Below are 19318 nucleotides of genomic sequence, written 5' to 3' on the forward strand. Positions count from 1 at the left end.
TATATGAATATAAGCAAAAGATTTCTGTTCTAAAACTTGCTATTGAACTAGAAATCCTATACATGACTAAAGAGGAGGGTATCCACATTGAATACTCATAAGAAACTTTTCACACTATTAATTTTAACATTTGTAATCATTTTCAGTAGTAGTTCTGCTTTTGCACGTGTAACTAAAAAATCCGGTTCAGCACCAACTGCACCAACTTCATTAGCTGCATCTTCCATAACTTCAAGTAGTGTAACATTAAGTTGGCAGACAGTTTCTGGTGCATCTGGCTACAAAGTTTATAAAGCACTTTTAAATGATTCAAATTATTCCTTAGTAGCCACAATTTCAACTAACACTTACAGCAGCACCTCACTAACTGTCAGCACAAAATACTGGTACTTTGTAAGAGCATATAATTCTTACGGTACTTCAGCTGATTCTACTCACATAAGTGTAACAACAGCTGCCGCAGCTCCAACTCCAGTACCAACTACTAAAAAGTTAGTACTTGGTTTTACAACTTATTATTATTCAGGTGATAGTTCTTCTTATAATTCAATGGCTGCCAATACAAGTACTATTGATGAAATTGCGGCACATACTTACACTACAGATGGCTCTGGAAACATTTCTGGGCTAGTTCCAACTAATCAAATAACATATGCTAATAATAACGGAATCAAAGCCCTTGCTACGGTTGCAAATAATTTTGATGGAAACATAGCAAAAACTTTACTTGAAAGTTCTACAAATAGACAAGCTTTAATAACTAATATACTAAATTCCTTAAAGCTTAATGGCTATAAAGGCGTTAATATAGACCTTGAAGGAGTATATTACTACGATAGAAGTTATTTGACAACTTTTATGAATGAACTTTACGCTGCCTTAAATCCTCAAGGTTTTTATGTTACCATTTCTGTACCTGCAAAAACAAGTGACAGCCCTACATCAGCATGGAATGGAGCTTTTGATTATGCCGCACTTTCTAAAACAGTTGATCAAGTTATATTAATGACTTATGATGAACATTACGGCGGTGGCTCACCTGGACCTATAGCTTCAATTGGTTGGGTAGAAAATGTAGTTAAATATGCTGTAACTGTTATGCCAAGAGAAAAAATCATGCTAGGAACAGCAGCTTATGGTTATGACTGGTCTTCTAATCCTACTAAAGCATACGGTATTTCCGGAATTTATAACTTAGCCTCAACTTATGGAGCTACTATAAACTGGGATTCAGTATCACAATCACCATATTTCTATTATGTAGATTCTTCTGCTATAAATCATACTGTATGGTTTGAAAATGCTCAAAGTCTTAATTATAAACTTAACCTTATAAATTCTTACAACCTGTCAGGAGTTGCTATATGGCGACTGGGACTTGAAAATAGCGATTATTGGACAAGTATTAGGACAAAGTTTAATAGATAATTTACCGGGCTGCCGCATTAAGAATTAATAATACGGCAGCCCTATTTAATATAAAAAGAGTAATTTATGAGCTTTCTAGTCAAACAAATAGCCTATACTACCATCCATGGATTTTCTTTTCCTTCCCCAAATAAAATGCAGCTAAGTATTGAATTTTCCACCATATCACTAACTGCTTGATCCGTATAAAATGCAGTATGCGGAGTAACTATTACGTTAGGATAAGACTTTAATATAGCAAGATCCCTGTTATCTAATACCTGACACTTAAGGTCATTATAATAAAGTCCTGGCTCATGCTCTATAACATCTAAAGCCGCACCTGCAATTTTACCACTTTCAATTGCATTCATAAAATCCTCAGTATTTATAAGCATTCCTCTTGCAGTATTAATGATATAAACTCCATCTTTCATACTACTTATAGATTCCTTATTAATAAGATGATAATTATCATCAGCCCCTGGAACGTGCATAGTTATAATATCACTGTTTTCTAAAAGTTCCTTAAGAGGAACATACTCAGCATATTTTTTAACTTCTTTATTTTCGTATAAATCATACGCTAAAATTTTGCACTCAAAACCACTTAAATTCTTAATTACTGTTCGTCCAATTCTTCCTGTTCCAATAACACCTACAGTTAGATTATGAAGCTCATGCCCCTGAACACCATTTAAAGAATAATCCTGAACACTACTAGATTCCATAATAGCCTTAACTTTTCTGGTAGCCATCAAAATCATCATTACAGCATAATCTGCCACACTTCTCGGTGAATATGTTACATTACCAATATGAATACCTAATTCCTTAGCCTTTTTTATATCTATATGATCATATCCTATGGTTCTAGTTGATATGAATTTAACACCTATTTCATGAAATTTTTGCAGCAATTCAGTATTAATAGGGGTAGTAATAATACTTATAGCATCAAATCCCTTTGCAAGCTCTGCACTTCCCATGGTAGGTGCTTCATCTGAAAGTACCACATCAACATTATATTTTTTTTTGAACTTTTTGAAATATTCAGTCTCATCTGACCTATGACTATATGCAAGTATTCTCATATTTAAACATCCTTTCACGCAGCATATTTAACATTAGTTTTACTAAAATTTATTATATCACTTTCTTATTTTATTAGTTCAATATTTTTTATACAAATTTTAAAAATATACAATAAAATTTTGTAATATTTTATACCAATATAACAAATGGACAAAAAACAAAAACTCATGTATAAATTAAAATCTTCTAATTTATACATGAGTTTAATGTTATGTTTGCTTTATTCGTTAGAAACTGTTTCTTTATTTTGCTCATCTAACTTAGCATCTTCATGAACTTCTTCATTTGAAGCCAAATGTTTTGAGAGCTTATCATTTATAGTTCCAACACCTGCTAAAACAAAAGCTATTCCACCATAAATTCCAACTGCATTGAATATTGCTGGTAAAAGCTGTGATGGTACTAATTGTGCATTTACTGCCGCTGCCTTGTAGCCTTGTGCTACATATTGTGAAACAGTCTTCTTATACATTACAACATTATCTACTAAAAGTGCAATTCCTATAATTGCTACAATTATTGCTGCTACATAAAAGACAACAGAACATTTTGACATTTTTGATTTTTTTTGTGTGTTTTCCATAAGTTTTCTCCATTCCGCCTTAAAAAGCTATAAATTATAAATCCTTTTTACTTGTTCACAATTAATGAACCTATTACAGTATACCATCTAATTCCTTATAGGGAACACTTTTTACGAAAATTTACATATTGTTCTCATATTTATTTTTTTAATGCAATCTAAATGTAAAGCATTATATCTACCTTATCCAAAAAAATCTTTATGAGTAACATTTATTTTCTCGCTTGAATTTACTTTTATATTAAAACTACCATTTGCATCTTTTCCTACAATTCTAATAATATATTTCCCACTTTTAGAAGTATTGAATTTGAGATTGCCTGTTTCCTTCATCAAATTTTTTTTGGCAATTAAATTATAATTTGAATCAAGTACTGCAATGTAGAACTTGCCACTAGTTATCTTGCTGCTGTTTTCTATAGTTATTTTATTATTCTTACTTGAATTAAGTTCAATGAGAGACCATTTTCCACTAAAGCCTTTAAAATCAAAACTTTCCGAATTTCCGCTCCTTTTTAAATTAGTGTTTGAAACAAAAGTTCTTTGGCCATCTTCCTGGCTTGTAATATAACTATTTGAGCCAATATAATAAGAACTATTTTTATATGATTTTATACCTATACATACCAAAATCACAATTAATGAGATGCAAACTATAAGCTTACGTTTTTTATTCACTCTATTTCCTCCCTATTAGTTAAAATTAGCATATATATTATACTCCAATTTTTAATGAAGCTACCTAATTATTTTTTAGTAACTGCAGAGGTACTATGGCCTAAATCATTTACCGCATTTTTTATAGCAGCATCTATAAGGGCTTTTTTATTATCATCCACATCTATATTTAATTCTCTAAGTACATTTAAGACAACTTTCTCAGCAACCTCAGCTCTATCATCCTTATTTATGTCACCTGTATGCGCTAACTGTTCAGCATTTCCCACAGCTATTTTAGCCCACTTTTCTATGATTTCTAAAGTTTTCACAGTTGGATTTCCCGGCAGTACATCTGATGTTATATTGAGAATTTCATCTGACGCATCCACTATTTTTTCAGCATTATCAAGTGATTTACTAACATCTACACCCTTTTTCCTCAGTATCGGGAATATTGAAACCATAGTGATGAGAACTCCAAAGGTAGCCCCTGCAATGGTAAATAATACTACTAATTCAGTTTTTGACATTTTATATTCGCCCCCAATTATATTTATAAAATTGTAATACATATATGTTATATTATTACATATTGTATTTGATTGCTCAATATAAACTTGAGGGCGAAAAGATTAACCCTTTTTATCGAGTTAATCCATTTTTACTATAAACACTTAATATCCTAATAAATCCAGTACCTTCTTCTCAACATAACGGTTTTTACCACTGTATGGGAAATCATGTATATGCATTGCTGGATTAAAATTAAGCTCAATAATACTGTAATTTTTGCTATTAGGCTTTTTTTTAATATCATTAATTATTATATCTGCACCACAAATTTTTGCTCCAACTGCTTTTGCAGCTTTAACTGCAATTTTTTTATAATCCTCAAGCACCTCATCAGTAAAATCTATACTGTCCCCTCCTGTGCTTATGTTTGAATTTTCTCTCAAATATACAACTTCACTATTTTGAGGAACATACTTAAAATCTTTACCACTGAATGCTAAGTACTCTTTTTCAACATCACCAAGATTTATTTTTTCAAGAGGAGTCACATAGCCTTTTCCTCTAAGAGGATCTTTATTTTTTTCATTTACAAGTTCTTCAATTGTGTGGATTCCGTCACCTTTGACGTTAGCAGGAACTCTATGAAGTATAGCTGCCGTTTCATCTCCTATAACTAAAAACCTGTATTCAAGTCCAGCTACAAATTCTTCAATCATAACAGCATTGTCATAATTAAATGCATGATCAATTGCATTTTTAAAATCTTCAATTAAATTTACATCTTTTAATATAATTACACCCTTACCGAAATTTGTAGATTTGGGCTTTATAACTATATCTTTACCCTTAAATAAATCAAATTTTTCCTCTGCTTCACGGGTTGATTTAACAGATATTCCTTGTGGCACATTTATTTTATTTTCCCTTAATACCACTTTTGTAACTTCTTTGTTTTCCATTATTAAAGGTGCTATATAAGTATCTAATGAAGTTTTTGTAGCCTGTTTTATATATTCAATATTGCTACCCTTTTTAAGACGAATAAAATTATCATCCATATCAAGTACATCAACTTCTATTCCTCTATTTATAGCCTCTTTTATTAAAATTTGTGTAGAAAGTTCAAGCTTTTTATAATCCATAACACTCACCTCTCCATTATTATAATTTTCTCTACATGTTATCTGCATATCTTATGCCAAAATCCAAATAACTCTCTTTTCTATTCATCATTTCACTGTATATTTTTTGTGAAGGTAAAAGACTTACATCGCCGAGTTTTTTATATTCAATTTCAACACTTTTAACGTACTTTTTCTCCGTACTGTTTTTATCCATTAACTCTGCAATAATTTTGAGTTTACTAAATATTTCTTCTCCCCAGTTTTTTATGCTAATCTTACCACCTTCATATTTATGGAGCAATATATTTTCTTTTCTTCCCATAAGTGCCGCTAGTTGATGATTTGTATTTGCCTTTTCAAATTCTTTCTTATCAATAAATTCGCTATTCTCGAACAAACAAAAGATAATGAATACTTGAATAAAATTCATTTCTTCAACACTTATTCCAAGCTTCTTTAAAGGATCTATATCAAGAATCCTTATTTCAATATATTCAACTCCACGCTTCATTAGTGCTTCAAGTTGTGTTTCACTTTCACTAGTATTTCTTTTAAGTCGTATAGGGGAATAGAACTCGCTTTCACTTTGAATCAAATTTCCATTTAACTGAATTTGAACTCCATCTTTATATATGCCAAGCTTAGAATACTTTTCACTTTCCGTTGCCATCATTTCTCTAAGTTTAACACTATATTCCTCAAGACTATTGAAATATATAGTGTGTTTTTCATCCTTTGAACTTGAATATCCAAATCTACTAACCCTTAAAGATGCTGCATATTTATTAAATTCTTTTATAATTCCACAGCATTTAGGACAACATTTTTCAACTTCTTTTAATTCATTACATATGACAGAATAATATGTAGAATCACATAATGGCGATGCTCCCAAAAGATATATAATTAACCAGCGATATCTTAAAAAATTTCTTGTAAGTGCAAAATACATTTCATCAATAAATTTACGTTTATTTTTTCCCTTAGAAAACTCTTCATACAAAAAATCAATCATATCTCTGCAAAATGAAAAGTTATAATGAATTCCAGATATCATCTGCATCTTTTTGCCATAGCGAAGTGCTAGGCCATTTCTATAAATCTGCTTTTCTTTCCCCTCTTCTGTATCAGGGAACTTAGCGATAGGGATATATTTTTCCTCTGGAAGTTTTGGAGGCATACTTAATGGCCAAAGTAATTCGCCTTTAATTCCTTTTTTCACTTCATTACTTATATTTCCTAATGATTTATAAACTTCTTTAACAGATTCAAGTGCTGGTGTTATGATTTCTATTTGACTTTCAGAAAAATCCGTAGTTATTCGAGGATTATTAAATTTATCACCTAATTCTAGTGGATGAGGTGTCAATGCAAGTTCACCTAAAGGATTAACCCTCTGTGATTCCCTTTCTATTCCAAATCTTCCTCTTGTAAGCATATCACTTTTATTATCACTTGAAAATTTTTTTATCATCTTAGAAAAATCCCACTGCATAATATCCTCCTTGATGTAGTAATTTATTTATATTATGTGTAAATACTAAATTACTTATTTAGATAATTATTCTTATGTTTTAATAATATTACTTAATTAAAAACTTTTATCATGTTCATATAATAATAAAACCTTTTGGCTTTGTCAATGTAATCTTTGCAGCAGCATAATTTCTTTATAAAGCTAAAAAAGTCCCATAGGTCGCAACCTATGGGACTATAACAAACAATTTATTATCTTCTAAATCCTCTGTTATTGTTTTGTTTTCTTGCTCTTCTACAATCAGGACATCTTTGAGGTTCATTATCAAAACCTTTTTCTTTGTAGAAAGCCTGCTCGCCTTCAGAAAATATAAATTCTTTTCCACAATCTTTACAAACTATTGTCTTATCTGCCATTTTACATATACCTCCTTTTTCAAAGATTAAGATCCAAACTGATTACAAAATACCTTTAATAAAAAAAGAGGATATGTTTGTTCATCTAATTTAATCTTAGCATTAAAAACACTTTAATTACTAATGCTAAATCAGTATATCATATCACTATAGAATTTACAATAAAAATATATGGATTATTTATTTCTATGTGTATAATCCTATTTGAAACTTCCACCCTTATTTCCATATGCTATATTAGACTATTGAATACGATTTACCTTGTTATGATATCCTGCTTAGTTGTTACAGATTTTGTCCATATAAAAAGTAAATTTTTTAATTTATTTTATTACAATATGCAAATAGATTCCATGGTAGAATTTTTAAAGGACGAAAGAGAATAAATTTTCTCTTTCTATTTGCTTTAGAAACATTAAATATAGTAAAATAAATGTGAATATAAAATAAAGGGGTAATTTAATATGAAAAGACACAAAATTTTATCGTTAGCTCTTACAGTTTTAATTATGTTGCCATCTTTTGCCTTTTCAAATGGACAAGCTGTAAAGGCAGAGGAAATAACAGCTTCAAACACTGGTGTTAATAGCAGCGCCACTACAAATATTAGTGCTGAAAAAAGCACAACTCAAGTTAATAACTCAATACCTTTCAGAGATGCTAATGGAAAAATTATTGGGTATACCTTAACAAATGGAACTTCAGCGCAATCTAATAACACAACTACAGGTAAACATTTGCTAGGTGCATCCGATCAAACCATGCAGGGTATTGATGTCTATTCTGGCACAGATGTTACAGACTGGAATGCAGTTAAAAATGCCGGTGTAACAGCTGTATACATAAAATTAACAGAGGGATTAACTTATAATAATCCAAAAGCACAAGAACAGTACAATGGAGCAAAAAGTGCTGGCCTCAAAGTTGGAGCTTATCATTTTGGAAGAAGTAATAGTGCTGATAGTGAATATGCTCACTTCGCAGCAGAAGCTTCTAAATATAAATGGGACTTGAAACCCGTTTTAGATTATGAACCTGATCAAAATCCAGATTATAATTATATATCTCAATTCATGAGTAAAAATCCAAACTTAGTATTCTATAGTTTTCACAGCATTGCTGATAACACAGGTCTACCTCTTAACAAAATATGGATTGCAGAACCAATTGATGCACAAGGATCTAAATATGTTTACACCGGAACTACAAAAGGTTATGCTGGAATTCAATATTTATGGTATGGAAATATGACTGGACTAAATGGAGACGTAGATAAAGATATATTTTCTTACGATGTTCTAGCCTCACCAGCTTTACAGTCTTTACTTTCTATAGATTCACCAACTAGTAACGGTGCAGTGTCAGATTCGGTAAATGTAACAGGATGGTCATTGAGTAATTTTGGTACTAAACAAATAACTGTCTCTTTAGATGGCCAAGGCGTTGGAAATGCAACACTAAAACAGGCTAGATCTGATATAGAAGCAAAGTATCCAGAATATAATGATGCCAATAGTGGATTTTCTTATACTTTAGACTTAAGCAATACAACCTATGGAAATCATACTATAACTGTTACAGCACTTGAATATGATGGAACTACAATAAGTCAAAGTGTTAATGTAGTAAAAAACGATACGACAATATCACAAGCTGCATTAGGAGTTTCTTATAAAACTCATGTACAAAATTTTGGCTGGCTAGCATCTGTCATGAATGGAGCTGAAGCAGGAACAAGTGGACAAGGTCTTAGGATGGAAGCCCTCAATATAAACTTAGTCAATGCACCGGCTGATGCACATATACAATATCAAGCTCATGTACAAAATATAGGTTGGCAAGATTGGGTAAGTGATGGTCAAGAAGTCGGTACTGACGGTAAAGGATTTAGAGTTGAAGCAATGAAAATAAAACTTCAGAATATGCCTGGTTACAGCATACAATATAGAGCTTACGTACAAAATATAGGTTGGCAGGATTGGGTTAGCGATGGTCAAGAAGCTGGAACTAACGGTCAAGGGCTTAGAGTTGAAAAGTTACAAATAAGGTTAGTTAAAATAAGTGATAATTCAACAGTTGGAGTAAGCTATCAGGGTCATGTACAAAACGTTGGTTGGCAGGATCCAGTAGAAAATGGACAAATAGCTGGAACTGAAGGACAAGATTTAAGGGTAGAAGCATTAAAAATCAATCTAAAAAATGCCCCAGCTAATGCCCACATAAAATACCAATCTCACGTACAAAACATAGGCTGGCAAAACTGGGTTAGCGATGGTACTGAAGTCGGTACCGATGGAAAAGGTCTTAGAGTCGAAGCAATAAAATTACAACTTGAAAATATGCCTGGCTACTCTGTGCAATACAGAGCTCATGTGCAAAATATAGGCTGGCAGGACTGGGTTAGCGACGGTCAAGAAGCTGGCACTGACGGAAAGGGTCTTAGAGTCGAAGCAATAGAAATACGAATAGTTAAAACAGCAAATAACTAGTTTTAATTGCAACCTAATTATAAAATTAATAATTAATTTAAACTATTATGTAAAGTAAAAATAGCAATGATTTGAAACATTAAAAATCCTATAAATCTTGTGATAAAGATCATACAATCTTAAGATGTTTCAAATTACTTAGTATATAAGTAATTTGAAACATCTAAACATTCTATAATCTTTCACCATGATTTACTAGGATTTTTTTATTTGCTAAAATAATACTTTTAAATGTTTAAAAAATAAATAAAAGCTAGAATTATAAATTTGATATAATTTTTTAATTAATTTGTAATACAATTATTATAAATTTTTTATATTATATTTTTATAATGATATTGGATACTTACCATAAATAAGTTTAATGATTAAAAATACTATCTAAAGGAAGTGTTAATATGAGCACAATAAACAATATTTCAAATAATTTATATACTCAGCCTAATAATCAAGTTTCAAACAACACACAAGAGCAATTTAAAGCTCATCATCACCATCATCATAGTGAGCAGTCTCAAGACTCAATCCAATTAAGTAATCAGGGATCTCAAGGTGAAAGCAGTTCAACAGATTATGTATCAAATATATTAAATAGTTTAGTATCTAATGGAACACTTACTCAGAATCAAGTGAGCTCCATTGAATCTGCTTTTACTGCCTCTAATCAAATTAATTCATCAGGAACATATTCTGCAAGCACAACTAATCCTATAAGTAATCTTGTAAATAATGGGACAATATCTCAAGATCAAGCAAATTCAATTAGAAGTGCTTTTAAATCTTCAGTACATGCACATCATCACGGTAATGGACAATATAACCAAAACTCAGCTAATACTACACCAATACAAAGTGTACAAGACGATTTATTACAAAATTTAAGCGGCTTAAATGATCCATCACAAAATTCGATAGATACTTTATTTCAAGCTTCAGATGACTCATCTTCAGACATATTAAATAATTAGAAGTTTCTAATTAAGTATACATATAAGTAAGCTGTTAGCAAAATCCTTGTTGACAGTTTCTTTATTTATTAGCAATCAATAATATAAACTTTGAATTAGAATAATTGAGGTGTTCTTAATGAATAAACATAATTTTATCACAATTGAAAATGTTAATGATAAGGCATGTTATATTATTAAAGATAACTGCAAAATGACTATAGGAAAAATGGACCTTATTGAATACTCTATAAACAATAAAAGCTGCACTTTTAGAATGCATTTTTATAGAAATGAACGTAGAAATGAATATCTAACATATACACTAGAAAATTTCACAAGTATGCTATTTAACACTAGAAATATATATAAAATTAACATATTAATTAAGGATGATACGGAAATACAACCTTTTTTATGTTCTAATTTTCATATAGAGGGTATATTAACAAACAATATTATTTCAGACCTAAAATCTAGGAATGAAATATTATTAGGAGTAGATTATGCTGCATACAAAAAATTAAATAAATTAACACTGCTCAGTTTAAATGGTAACAATATAAATTTAAGAATTTTAATTCAAGATGATGCAAAGAATTTATTAAACTATTACAAAAATAACAAAGAGCATTTAAAAAATTTTGAAGAATTAAAAGATAATAGCTTCTATACTTTAGAAAATCAGATAATGCTCATAAGACAACAATATATTGAGCTTTTAAATGGTCATTCTGTTTTTTTTGGTATATTTAAAGATGAAAATATAATCGGAGTTATTCAATTGTACAATATAGTTTGGGGAATGTTTAATGATGCAACTATTGGGTATTCAATTGATAAAGATGAGCAAGGAAAGGGGTATGCTAAAGAAGCAGTAAATCTCACACTTGAGTATGCTTTTAATATTTTAAATCTTCACAGAATACAAGCAGCAACCTTAGTTGATAACATAAAATCTAAAAATGTTTTAAAAACTTGCGGATTTAAAGAAATTGGAATAAGTAAAAAATATCTATTTATTAATGGAGATTGGAAAGATCACTATATCTTTTACAAACTAAATGAAAAAATATAGTGATTACCTCCATCATAAATCATATTTTTTATTTTAAAAAGTTATGAAATTTACTTTTTAGTGTCCATAGCTAATAATAAGCATCCTGTAATTCCTGCATTATCCTTAAGAGCTGGTGGCACAATATATTCATCTAAATTAGGCATTGAAACATAATTTGCCATAAGCTTTTCCAATTCTTTTCTTATAAGTGGGAAAAGTTGAAGTTGCTTCATTACCCCTCCACCCATTACAATTCTCTCTGGACTTAAAATTAAAGTATATGTCATAAGAGCTTGTGCAAGATAATAAGCTTCCATTTCCCATACTTCTTTTTTGTCGGCTAAATCATAAGCTTTTTTGCCCCATCTTTCCTCTATTGCTGGACCAGCTGCTACTCCTTCTAAGCAGGCTTTATGGAATGGACATTTTCCTTCATACTTGTCATCTTTATGCCTTTTAACTAAAATATGCCCCATTTCTGGATGTCCATATCCTTCTAAAAGCTTTCCATTAACTACTGCTCCTCCACCTATTCCAGTTCCAACGGTTAAATAAATGCAGCTATTTAATCCTACTGCAGCACCTTTTTTTAGTTCTCCTAAAGCGGCTACGTTTACATCTGTAGACCAACCAATTGGTACATTATATCTACCTTTCATTGCTCCTACAAAATTGTAATTAGCCCATCCCTTTTTAGGAGTATTAGTTATATATCCATAAGTCTTAGATTGCCTATTTACATCTATAGGTCCAAAAGATCCAACACCAATAGATTCTAACTCATACTTGTCGAAAAATTCAAATACCGATTTCATTGTTTCATCTGGAACTGTTGTTTTAATACTTACCCTCTCTAATATGTTTAGGTTTTCATCACTTACTGCACAAACAAATTTTGTTCCACCTGCTTCAATTGCTCCATACATCATAATATTAACGCCTTCTTCCATCCAAACTTTTATTTTTACTATATATTTATCAATTTTAAAATAGCATTTGATTAAAGTACTGTCAATGTATTTTACATACATTTGTTAATATTATTTATAATTTAGGTAATTATTATATGTTAAATTTTAAATTTTTTTATTCCACTATTTAGTTTTTCAGAAAGTTTTACGTGTCTTTGTGCAGTTACTGAAACTTTTTCCACCGCCTTAATTGTATCATCAATAGCTTCCTTAATTATTTCTACATTTTGTGATGATTTCTGTGCATTTTCAGCTGTATTTTGTACTGCCTCACTTACCTGATTTATTGTAGCCGTAAGTTCTTCAGACATGGATGCTATTTCATCAGACATATTTGTTACAAAATCTGCATCATTATAATACTGAGTTCCAACATTTTTCATTACTTCAAACTGAGGATTTACAGTTTCATTTATAAAATGTAGTACATCCTTACTATTATTAGAAAGATTTTTGAATGCATTTTGAACTTTTTCAATTGTATCTTGTATACTGCTAACCGCTTCCGCCGATTGTTCAGCAAGTTTCCCAATTTCTTCTGATACTACTGCAAATCCCCTTCCCTTTTCTCCTGCTCTAGCAGCTTCTATAGCAGCGTTAAGTGCAAGCAAATTAGTTTGCTCAGCTATACTGGCAATAGTATCAGCCATTACTTTTATATTTTCTACTACTTTACCATCTTCAATTGCTTTTAATCCTTTTTTTCTTTTTTCATCATATAATTTTCTCGTTTCTTCTACGGACGTTTCGCCCTCCTTTTGAACATCAACGGCCCTTTCTCGAGATTTATTTGCGTTATCGCTACCTTCAATAGCTTTATCTGATAACACATTAATACTTGAATCTACTTCCTGTATGGAAGCACTTATTTCCTCTGAGGTTGCACTCGTTTCTTCAACATCATTTGATATTTTTCCTGCTGATTGATCTATGTTCTTTGATTTTTCTTTAAGTTCTTCTACTATATTTAAAAGATCTGTGCTTGACGCTGCAATTAATTTAGAATCACTGCTAATTTCTCTTACTAATTCCTTAACATTTTTCTGTGCAGAATTTAAAGCACTAATAGTCTGTCCTATTTCATCTTTTCTTTTTACCTCTATAGTACTTGTAAAATCATAATTGGCAAGTTTCTCTGCAAACCCTTTGATTTTTAAAATCGCTTTAACAACATATTTACTAAATATAGATGCTACAATGGAACATGCTATTAACCCAAATATAAAAATTCCAATCGAAATCTCAATTAATTTATTTATACTACTAAATATACTACTCTTAGAAGGTGCAACTACAACTGTCCATCCATTGGTTAATCTTCTATAAGCTAAAATTCTATTTTTTCCATCAAAGTTAACTTGAAGTTTGCCAGTACTGCTCTTCTTTATATTGTCTGATATAGATGAATATTCCGAATTTTCTACTTTGTCTAAGGCATCTGTAAACTTATACTTGTTATGTACCAAAAATTTATTATCCTTATTTAAAAGAAAAGCATAATTATCTTTAATACCAGTTTTCTCATTGACAATATCCTTAAATTTATCAAAATTAATATCCATCCCTACAACACCTATAGTTTTTCCATCCTTATATAATGGAACGACATATGAAATCATATTAGCTTTTACATTAGCATTATAATATTCATCTACCCATGTAGCCTTTTTATTATTAACAGGAATATAATACCATCCAACATGCTCTGTATCCGTTGGTTTATAAATACTAAAATCTGTTGGCTCCTCTTTCTCAAAATTACCATCATTTTTAGTGTCTACATAAAACAATCCAGATTTTCCCGGCGAATATTCCGGATTAAATCTAACATAGAACGTCATTGCCCCAAAAGTATTTTTTGCAAATTGCATAGCTATAGGCTCTATCTTATTTTCGTATTCCTCCTGATATGCCTTGTCCCTTGTAAACCTGTCAGAATCATCAAGCATTTGAACCAAATTTTGCGATAATTCGTCTACAGAAAATTGTATATTTTTTATTGGTTCATTCATTTTTTCTTTCTTATTTTCAGCAATCATATTAATTTCATTATTTAGTTCTGTACTTAACATCATTTTAGAATTACTAAACAATACTAAACATTCAATTACAGTTATAATTGCAATACTCATTACAATTAAACTTATAATTTGCTTTTTAATAGATTTCACTTTGTTGCCCCCTCATACCCATTATTAATTTACAAATTTATAACATATAATTCCATTAAATTCCCCCTTGTCCACTTTTTGTTCTTTATATTATTACGTTGTATTAAAATTATATATAATATAAGTAAATACATTTATTATATATTTTACCAGTATTATAGCATAAAATATAACTACCTACAAACATTCAAAATTAATAAAATGCCACTTCCTGTACTATTCCCCCAGCCCAGTCAGGATTCAAATTTACTAAAATTATATATTTGAATCAATTGTGTTTTTGTTACATTTATAATAATTTAATCTAGCAACAGCAGGACCTTCTATAATATCACCTTCAAAAGTAAATCTTGAACCATGACAAGGACAGTCCCATGATTTTTCTGCACTATTCCATTTTAGTTCACATCCTAAATGTGTACAGGTTATATCAACTAAATGTAATTTACCATTTTTATCTCTATATGCTCCATATTTATTTCCCTTAATTTCAACTGTTTTTGCCTCATCATTTTTTAGATCAATATCATATTCGCCATGCCCAAATTTTCCCTTTATTAATTCTTCAGCAACATCAAAATTCTCTTTAACTAAATTTTTAATTCCATGTATAACACTTCGTGATGGATTATACACATCCTCATAAGGACTTTTATTACTAACTATTAAATCCTTTATTATGTTAGCAGCTGCTGTCCCGTTAGTCATTCCCCATTCACCATAGCCTGTGGCGACATAAATGTTTTTTGACGAAGAATTGAGTCTGCCCACGTATGGAATTCCATCTATCGTAACATAATCTTGAGTTGACCATACATATAAAAACTTTTCAACATTAAAATTTATTTTAGCGTACTCTCTTAAATGAGTATATCGATCTATCATATCATCACTATTGGCAGTTCTATGCCCCTGCCCTCCAATTATTAACATCTCACTGTCTCTATATCTTTGATTTCGAAAATAATATCCTCCTGATCCTTCCTCAACAAAAGTACCCTGTGGCAATTTATCCTTTATTTGTGCAGTGATTACGTATGACCTTTGAGGGCGTAATTTAGCAAAATATAAACCCATGCCATCATAAAAAGGAAAATGAGATGCTAATACCACTTTTTCAGCTACTATTTTAAAACCTGTATCAGTTACTAAAGTATATATATCATCATTTTTTTCTATATCAACAATTCTAGTATGTTCATATATTTTACTTTTATTGCCTGGGATTTTTTCAGCAATTTTAAGTAAATACTTTCTAGGATGAAACTGAGCTTGATTATCAAAACGCACAGCACCTTCTATGGAAAATGGTAGATCTAATTTTTCAATAAAATCCGCTTTTATACCTAAGCTCCTTGCTGCCAATACCTCTTTCTTAATATCCTGAACATACTTTTTATCTGTTGTATAAGCATATGCTGGAAGCCTTAAGAAATCACAATCAATGTCATATTTCTTTACCATATTTTCTATAAAATCTATAGCCCCTTCATTTGCATCTGCATACTGTTTTGCTTTCTCCTTGCCCATACTTTCTATTAAACTATTGTATATTAAATCATGTTGTGAAGTAACATAGGCTGTAGTATGTCCTGTGGTTCCTTGAACTATTCCATCTGCTTCAAATAATGCAACTTTTATACCTTCTTTCTTTAAAAGGAAAGCAGTTGTAATTCCTGTAATACCGCCTCCTATAACTGCAACATCAACTTTAATGTCGCTTTCCAAAATAGGATAATTCGTACCACCAGTTGAGTCGAGCCAGTAAGATTTTGAATTTAAATCATCATAAATACATGCTTTTTTACTCATGCCTTTACTTCCTTCCCTAAAATATAAATAAACATATTTATTTTGTGCTTTTAAAGCTAAAAATATTTACAAAAAATAGACCCTGAAAAAACACATATTATTATATAAAATAAAATCATCTATATAATAACAATTATGTCTTTATATAGATGATTTAAAACTCCTCAATTTATAGCAATTGTCATATAAAATTTCTACTTTTGGAGTAATTCATTAACCAATTCAGTAACTTCATCTACACATGCTCCACAAGCAGTGCCAACCTCCGTAGCTTCTTGAACTTCTTCAAAAGATTTGGCACCATTTTTTACTGCATCCTTTATATCTTTTACTGTAAGATTTAAGCATCCGCATACTATTTCATCATCATTCATTTTCATATCTCCTTTACTCATTATTTATAATTAGCATAAACGTTATATGCCATTAATTAGTTTCACCATTTATCGTTCTAATATGTAACCTTAAAATCACTGTCCTACTAATAGATGACAATTTTTGTTTTTTACCAAAATTTATTAAAATTTTTTAAATCATTTCTTCAGCACTGTTACTTAGTTTAGAGATTAAAGCAGTAATTTAATTTTATTACCAATTTTTCTATAATATAGTATTTTTTTGTAGGTAAGCGTAGAAAAATTCACCTTGCCTTTATTCTAAGCAAAGTAATAGTATTTTGGAACGATTTAAATAAAACTCAATAAGACTTTGCTCCAAATAGTGAAAAGACTTAGAAATTTTAATTTGTTTGAACACTAGTGAGTTATTAAAATTTCTTAGTATTTTTATCGTTTCTTCATCACTGTTACTTATTTTAGAGAGTAAAACAGGGATTTAATTTTATCACCAATCTTTCTATAATATAGTATTTTTCGTAGGAAAATGGAGAAAAATTTACCTTGCCTTTATTCTAAGCGAAGTAATAGTATTTTGGGAACGATTTAAATAGAAATCAATAAGTCTTGCTCCAAATTATAAAAAGACTTAGAAATTTTAATTTGTCTGAGCAATCTTCTCAGCGAATTATTAAAATTTCTTAGTATTTTTATCTTTTCTTCAGCACTGTTACTTAGTTTAGAGATTAAAACAGGAATTTAATTTTATCACCGATTTTCCTATAATATAGTATTTTTCGTAGGGAAGCGGAAAAAAATTTACCTTGCCTTTATTCTAAGCGAAGTAATAGTATTTTGGGAACGATTTAAATAGAAATCAATAAGTCTTGCTCCAAATTATAAAAAGACTTAGAAATTTTAATTTGTCTGAGCAATCTTCTCAGCGAATTATTAAAATTTCTTAGTATTTTTATCTTTTCTTCAGCACTGTTACTTAGTTTAGAGATTAAAACAGGAATTTAATTTTATCACCGATTTTCCTATAATATAGTATTTTTCGTAGGGAAGCGGAAAAAAATTTACCTTGCCTTTATTCTAAGCGAAGTAATAGTATTTTGGGAACGATTTAAATAAAACTCAATAAGTCTTGCTCCAAACTATAAAAAGACTTAGAAATTTTAATTTGTCTGAGCAATCTTCTCAGCGAGTTATTAAAATTTCTTAGTATTTTTATAATTTGGAGCTTAGACTTATGAGTTTTATTTAATGTTCCAAAATACTATTACTTCGCACTTATGTTATCTTATGCTTCTTATAACTCCACAGGCTAGTCTTCTGCCTGATCCTCCTGCCGGCTGAGTTTTGTAATCATCAGGACCTTCATGTATTATTACAGACTTGCCTATTATTTGATTTACTTTAAATTTATTTGTAAAAAATGTCATTCGTGCATAACCATTATTCGAAAACAGCACTGGAAAATCACCTGCATGATTACCATGAGGTTGATTTGTTGGATTAAAATGCTCTCCCGCCGCTGTAAAGGGTGACGTAGGATTTCCCGTACTACAGTTGCCATTTTGATGTATGTGAAATCCATGAGGTCCAACTTGAGGTCTTCCTCCTTCTGCAGGTCTATACGGTGGAAGTCCATTAACAACAACGGACACTTCAGTTCCACCTCTTACATCTGTAAATGTTGCTGTACCTCTTATATTGGGTGCTAGTGGTCCACCAACTATATTGGCAACTGCTCTTCTTGGCTGCCTATCTAAATTTGTATCATCCCTATAATCGCAGCATCTAGGATTTACAAAAGGACACTTATAATAATTAAAATTCATAGTTACCTCCGGTATTAAATATTATAATTTATTTTATTCATACTTATAAAATAAGTTACAATTCTATACCCAAGATTAAAATTACTAATAATGCTAACTAATATAAAAATTTCCAATAGAAATTTCAAATAGTTGCGCATATTCTATATAAAAAAGCGTAAAAATAATATAAATGAATAACTATGAAAAAGAAGGTATAAAATAATGAGCAGACGTCCCTTAGTTCCAGAAGCAAAAAAAGGCCTAGAAAAATTAAGAGCAGAATACGCAAAAGAAATTGGAGGAGACTTTAAAAGTAAAGCTCAAACTCCTAATGGCTCCGAGAAACTAAATGGATTTATTGGAGGACCTGTTGGAGGATTAATGACTAAAAAAATGATAGAATCAGTTGAAAAAAAGATGGCAGATAAATAA

At 30.4% G+C, this 19318-nt stretch carries 17 protein-coding genes; 5 read left to right on the plus strand and 12 right to left on the minus strand.

The features are described from left to right. Positions 1-87: 87 nt before the first annotated feature. Complete coding sequence (locus tag BEE63_RS01445) at positions 88-1428, plus strand: glycosyl hydrolase family 18 protein (protein WP_066019688.1); 1341 nt, start codon at positions 88-90, stop codon at positions 1426-1428. A 92-nt stretch (positions 1429-1520) separates the two neighbouring features. On the opposite strand, the gene BEE63_RS01450 is transcribed toward BEE63_RS01445, so the two are convergent. The 7 genes from BEE63_RS01450 to BEE63_RS01480 form a co-directional block, all read right to left on the minus strand. Beyond that, positions 1521-2501 (minus strand): D-isomer specific 2-hydroxyacid dehydrogenase family protein, encoded by a 981-nt coding sequence (locus tag BEE63_RS01450; RefSeq protein ID WP_066019689.1) that lies wholly within the window; start codon positions 2499-2501, stop codon positions 1521-1523. A gap of 221 nt (positions 2502-2722) precedes the next feature. Continuing rightward, positions 2723-3085, minus strand: a complete 363-nt coding sequence (locus BEE63_RS01455) for a hypothetical protein (protein WP_066019690.1) — start codon at positions 3083-3085, stop codon at positions 2723-2725. 183 nt (positions 3086-3268) lie between these two features. Beyond that, positions 3269-3763 carry a hypothetical protein gene (locus BEE63_RS01460; protein ID WP_066019691.1) on the minus strand — a complete coding sequence of 165 codons (495 nt, stop codon included), beginning with the start codon at positions 3761-3763 and terminating at the stop codon, positions 3269-3271. Positions 3764-3831: 68 nt separating this feature from the next. Next, positions 3832-4275, minus strand: a complete 444-nt coding sequence (locus tag BEE63_RS01465; protein WP_066019692.1) for a hypothetical protein — start codon at positions 4273-4275, stop codon at positions 3832-3834. Between the two features lie 144 nt (positions 4276-4419). Further along, positions 4420-5448, minus strand: coding sequence for a bifunctional glutamate--cysteine ligase GshA/glutathione synthetase GshB (gene gshAB, locus BEE63_RS01470; protein ID WP_278286398.1), 1029 nt, complete (start codon positions 5446-5448; stop codon positions 4420-4422). Then, the gene (locus BEE63_RS01475; protein ID WP_066019694.1) at positions 5432-6877 is read right to left on the minus strand and encodes a glutamate--cysteine ligase; all 1446 of its coding nucleotides are present in this window, start codon (positions 6875-6877) and stop codon (positions 5432-5434) included. The genes gshAB and BEE63_RS01475 overlap by 17 nt, the downstream gene beginning before the upstream one ends. A gap of 233 nt (positions 6878-7110) precedes the next feature. Further along, complete coding sequence (locus BEE63_RS01480) at positions 7111-7275, minus strand: zinc-ribbon domain-containing protein (RefSeq protein ID WP_066019695.1); 165 nt, start codon at positions 7273-7275, stop codon at positions 7111-7113. A gap of 464 nt (positions 7276-7739) precedes the next feature. Here BEE63_RS01480 and BEE63_RS22410 point away from each other — a divergent pair, with 464 nt between their 5' ends. The 3 genes from BEE63_RS22410 (at position 7740) to BEE63_RS01495 (ending at position 11789) form a co-directional block, all read left to right on the plus strand. Continuing rightward, entirely contained in the window at positions 7740-9764 is a 2025-nt protein-coding gene (locus BEE63_RS22410; protein WP_081312432.1) for a GH25 family lysozyme, read from the plus strand. Between the two features lie 398 nt (positions 9765-10162). After that, a complete protein-coding gene (locus tag BEE63_RS01490; RefSeq protein WP_066019696.1) occupies positions 10163-10732 on the plus strand; it encodes a hypothetical protein in 570 nt (189 codons plus the stop codon). A 118-nt stretch (positions 10733-10850) separates the two neighbouring features. Next, positions 10851-11789, plus strand: a complete 939-nt coding sequence (locus BEE63_RS01495; protein WP_066019697.1) for a GNAT family N-acetyltransferase — start codon at positions 10851-10853, stop codon at positions 11787-11789. Positions 11790-11839: 50 nt separating this feature from the next. Here the strand turns inward: BEE63_RS01495 and BEE63_RS01500 are convergent, their stop codons facing one another. The 5 genes from BEE63_RS01500 to BEE63_RS01520 form a co-directional block, all read right to left on the minus strand. Further along, a complete protein-coding gene (locus BEE63_RS01500) occupies positions 11840-12721 on the minus strand; it encodes an ROK family protein (protein WP_431732471.1) in 882 nt (293 codons plus the stop codon). Between the two features lie 119 nt (positions 12722-12840). After that, a complete protein-coding gene (locus tag BEE63_RS01505) occupies positions 12841-14913 on the minus strand; it encodes a methyl-accepting chemotaxis protein (RefSeq protein WP_066019699.1) in 2073 nt (690 codons plus the stop codon). 255 nt (positions 14914-15168) lie between these two features. Continuing rightward, positions 15169-16725, minus strand: coding sequence for an FAD-dependent oxidoreductase (locus BEE63_RS01510; RefSeq protein WP_066019700.1), 1557 nt, complete (start codon positions 16723-16725; stop codon positions 15169-15171). Positions 16726-16919: 194 nt separating this feature from the next. Further along, a complete protein-coding gene (locus BEE63_RS01515) occupies positions 16920-17099 on the minus strand; it encodes a (2Fe-2S)-binding protein (protein ID WP_066019701.1) in 180 nt (59 codons plus the stop codon). 1259 nt (positions 17100-18358) lie between these two features. Further along, positions 18359-18904, minus strand: a complete 546-nt coding sequence (locus tag BEE63_RS01520; RefSeq protein ID WP_066019702.1) for a superoxide dismutase family protein — start codon at positions 18902-18904, stop codon at positions 18359-18361. A 204-nt stretch (positions 18905-19108) separates the two neighbouring features. Here BEE63_RS01520 and BEE63_RS01525 point away from each other — a divergent pair, with 204 nt between their 5' ends. Further along, positions 19109-19318, plus strand: a complete 210-nt coding sequence (locus BEE63_RS01525) for an alpha/beta-type small acid-soluble spore protein (protein ID WP_066019703.1) — start codon at positions 19109-19111, stop codon at positions 19316-19318.

Source organism: Clostridium pasteurianum (assembly GCF_001705235.1).
Lineage (GTDB): Bacteria > Bacillota > Clostridia > Clostridiales > Clostridiaceae > Clostridium_S > Clostridium_S pasteurianum_A.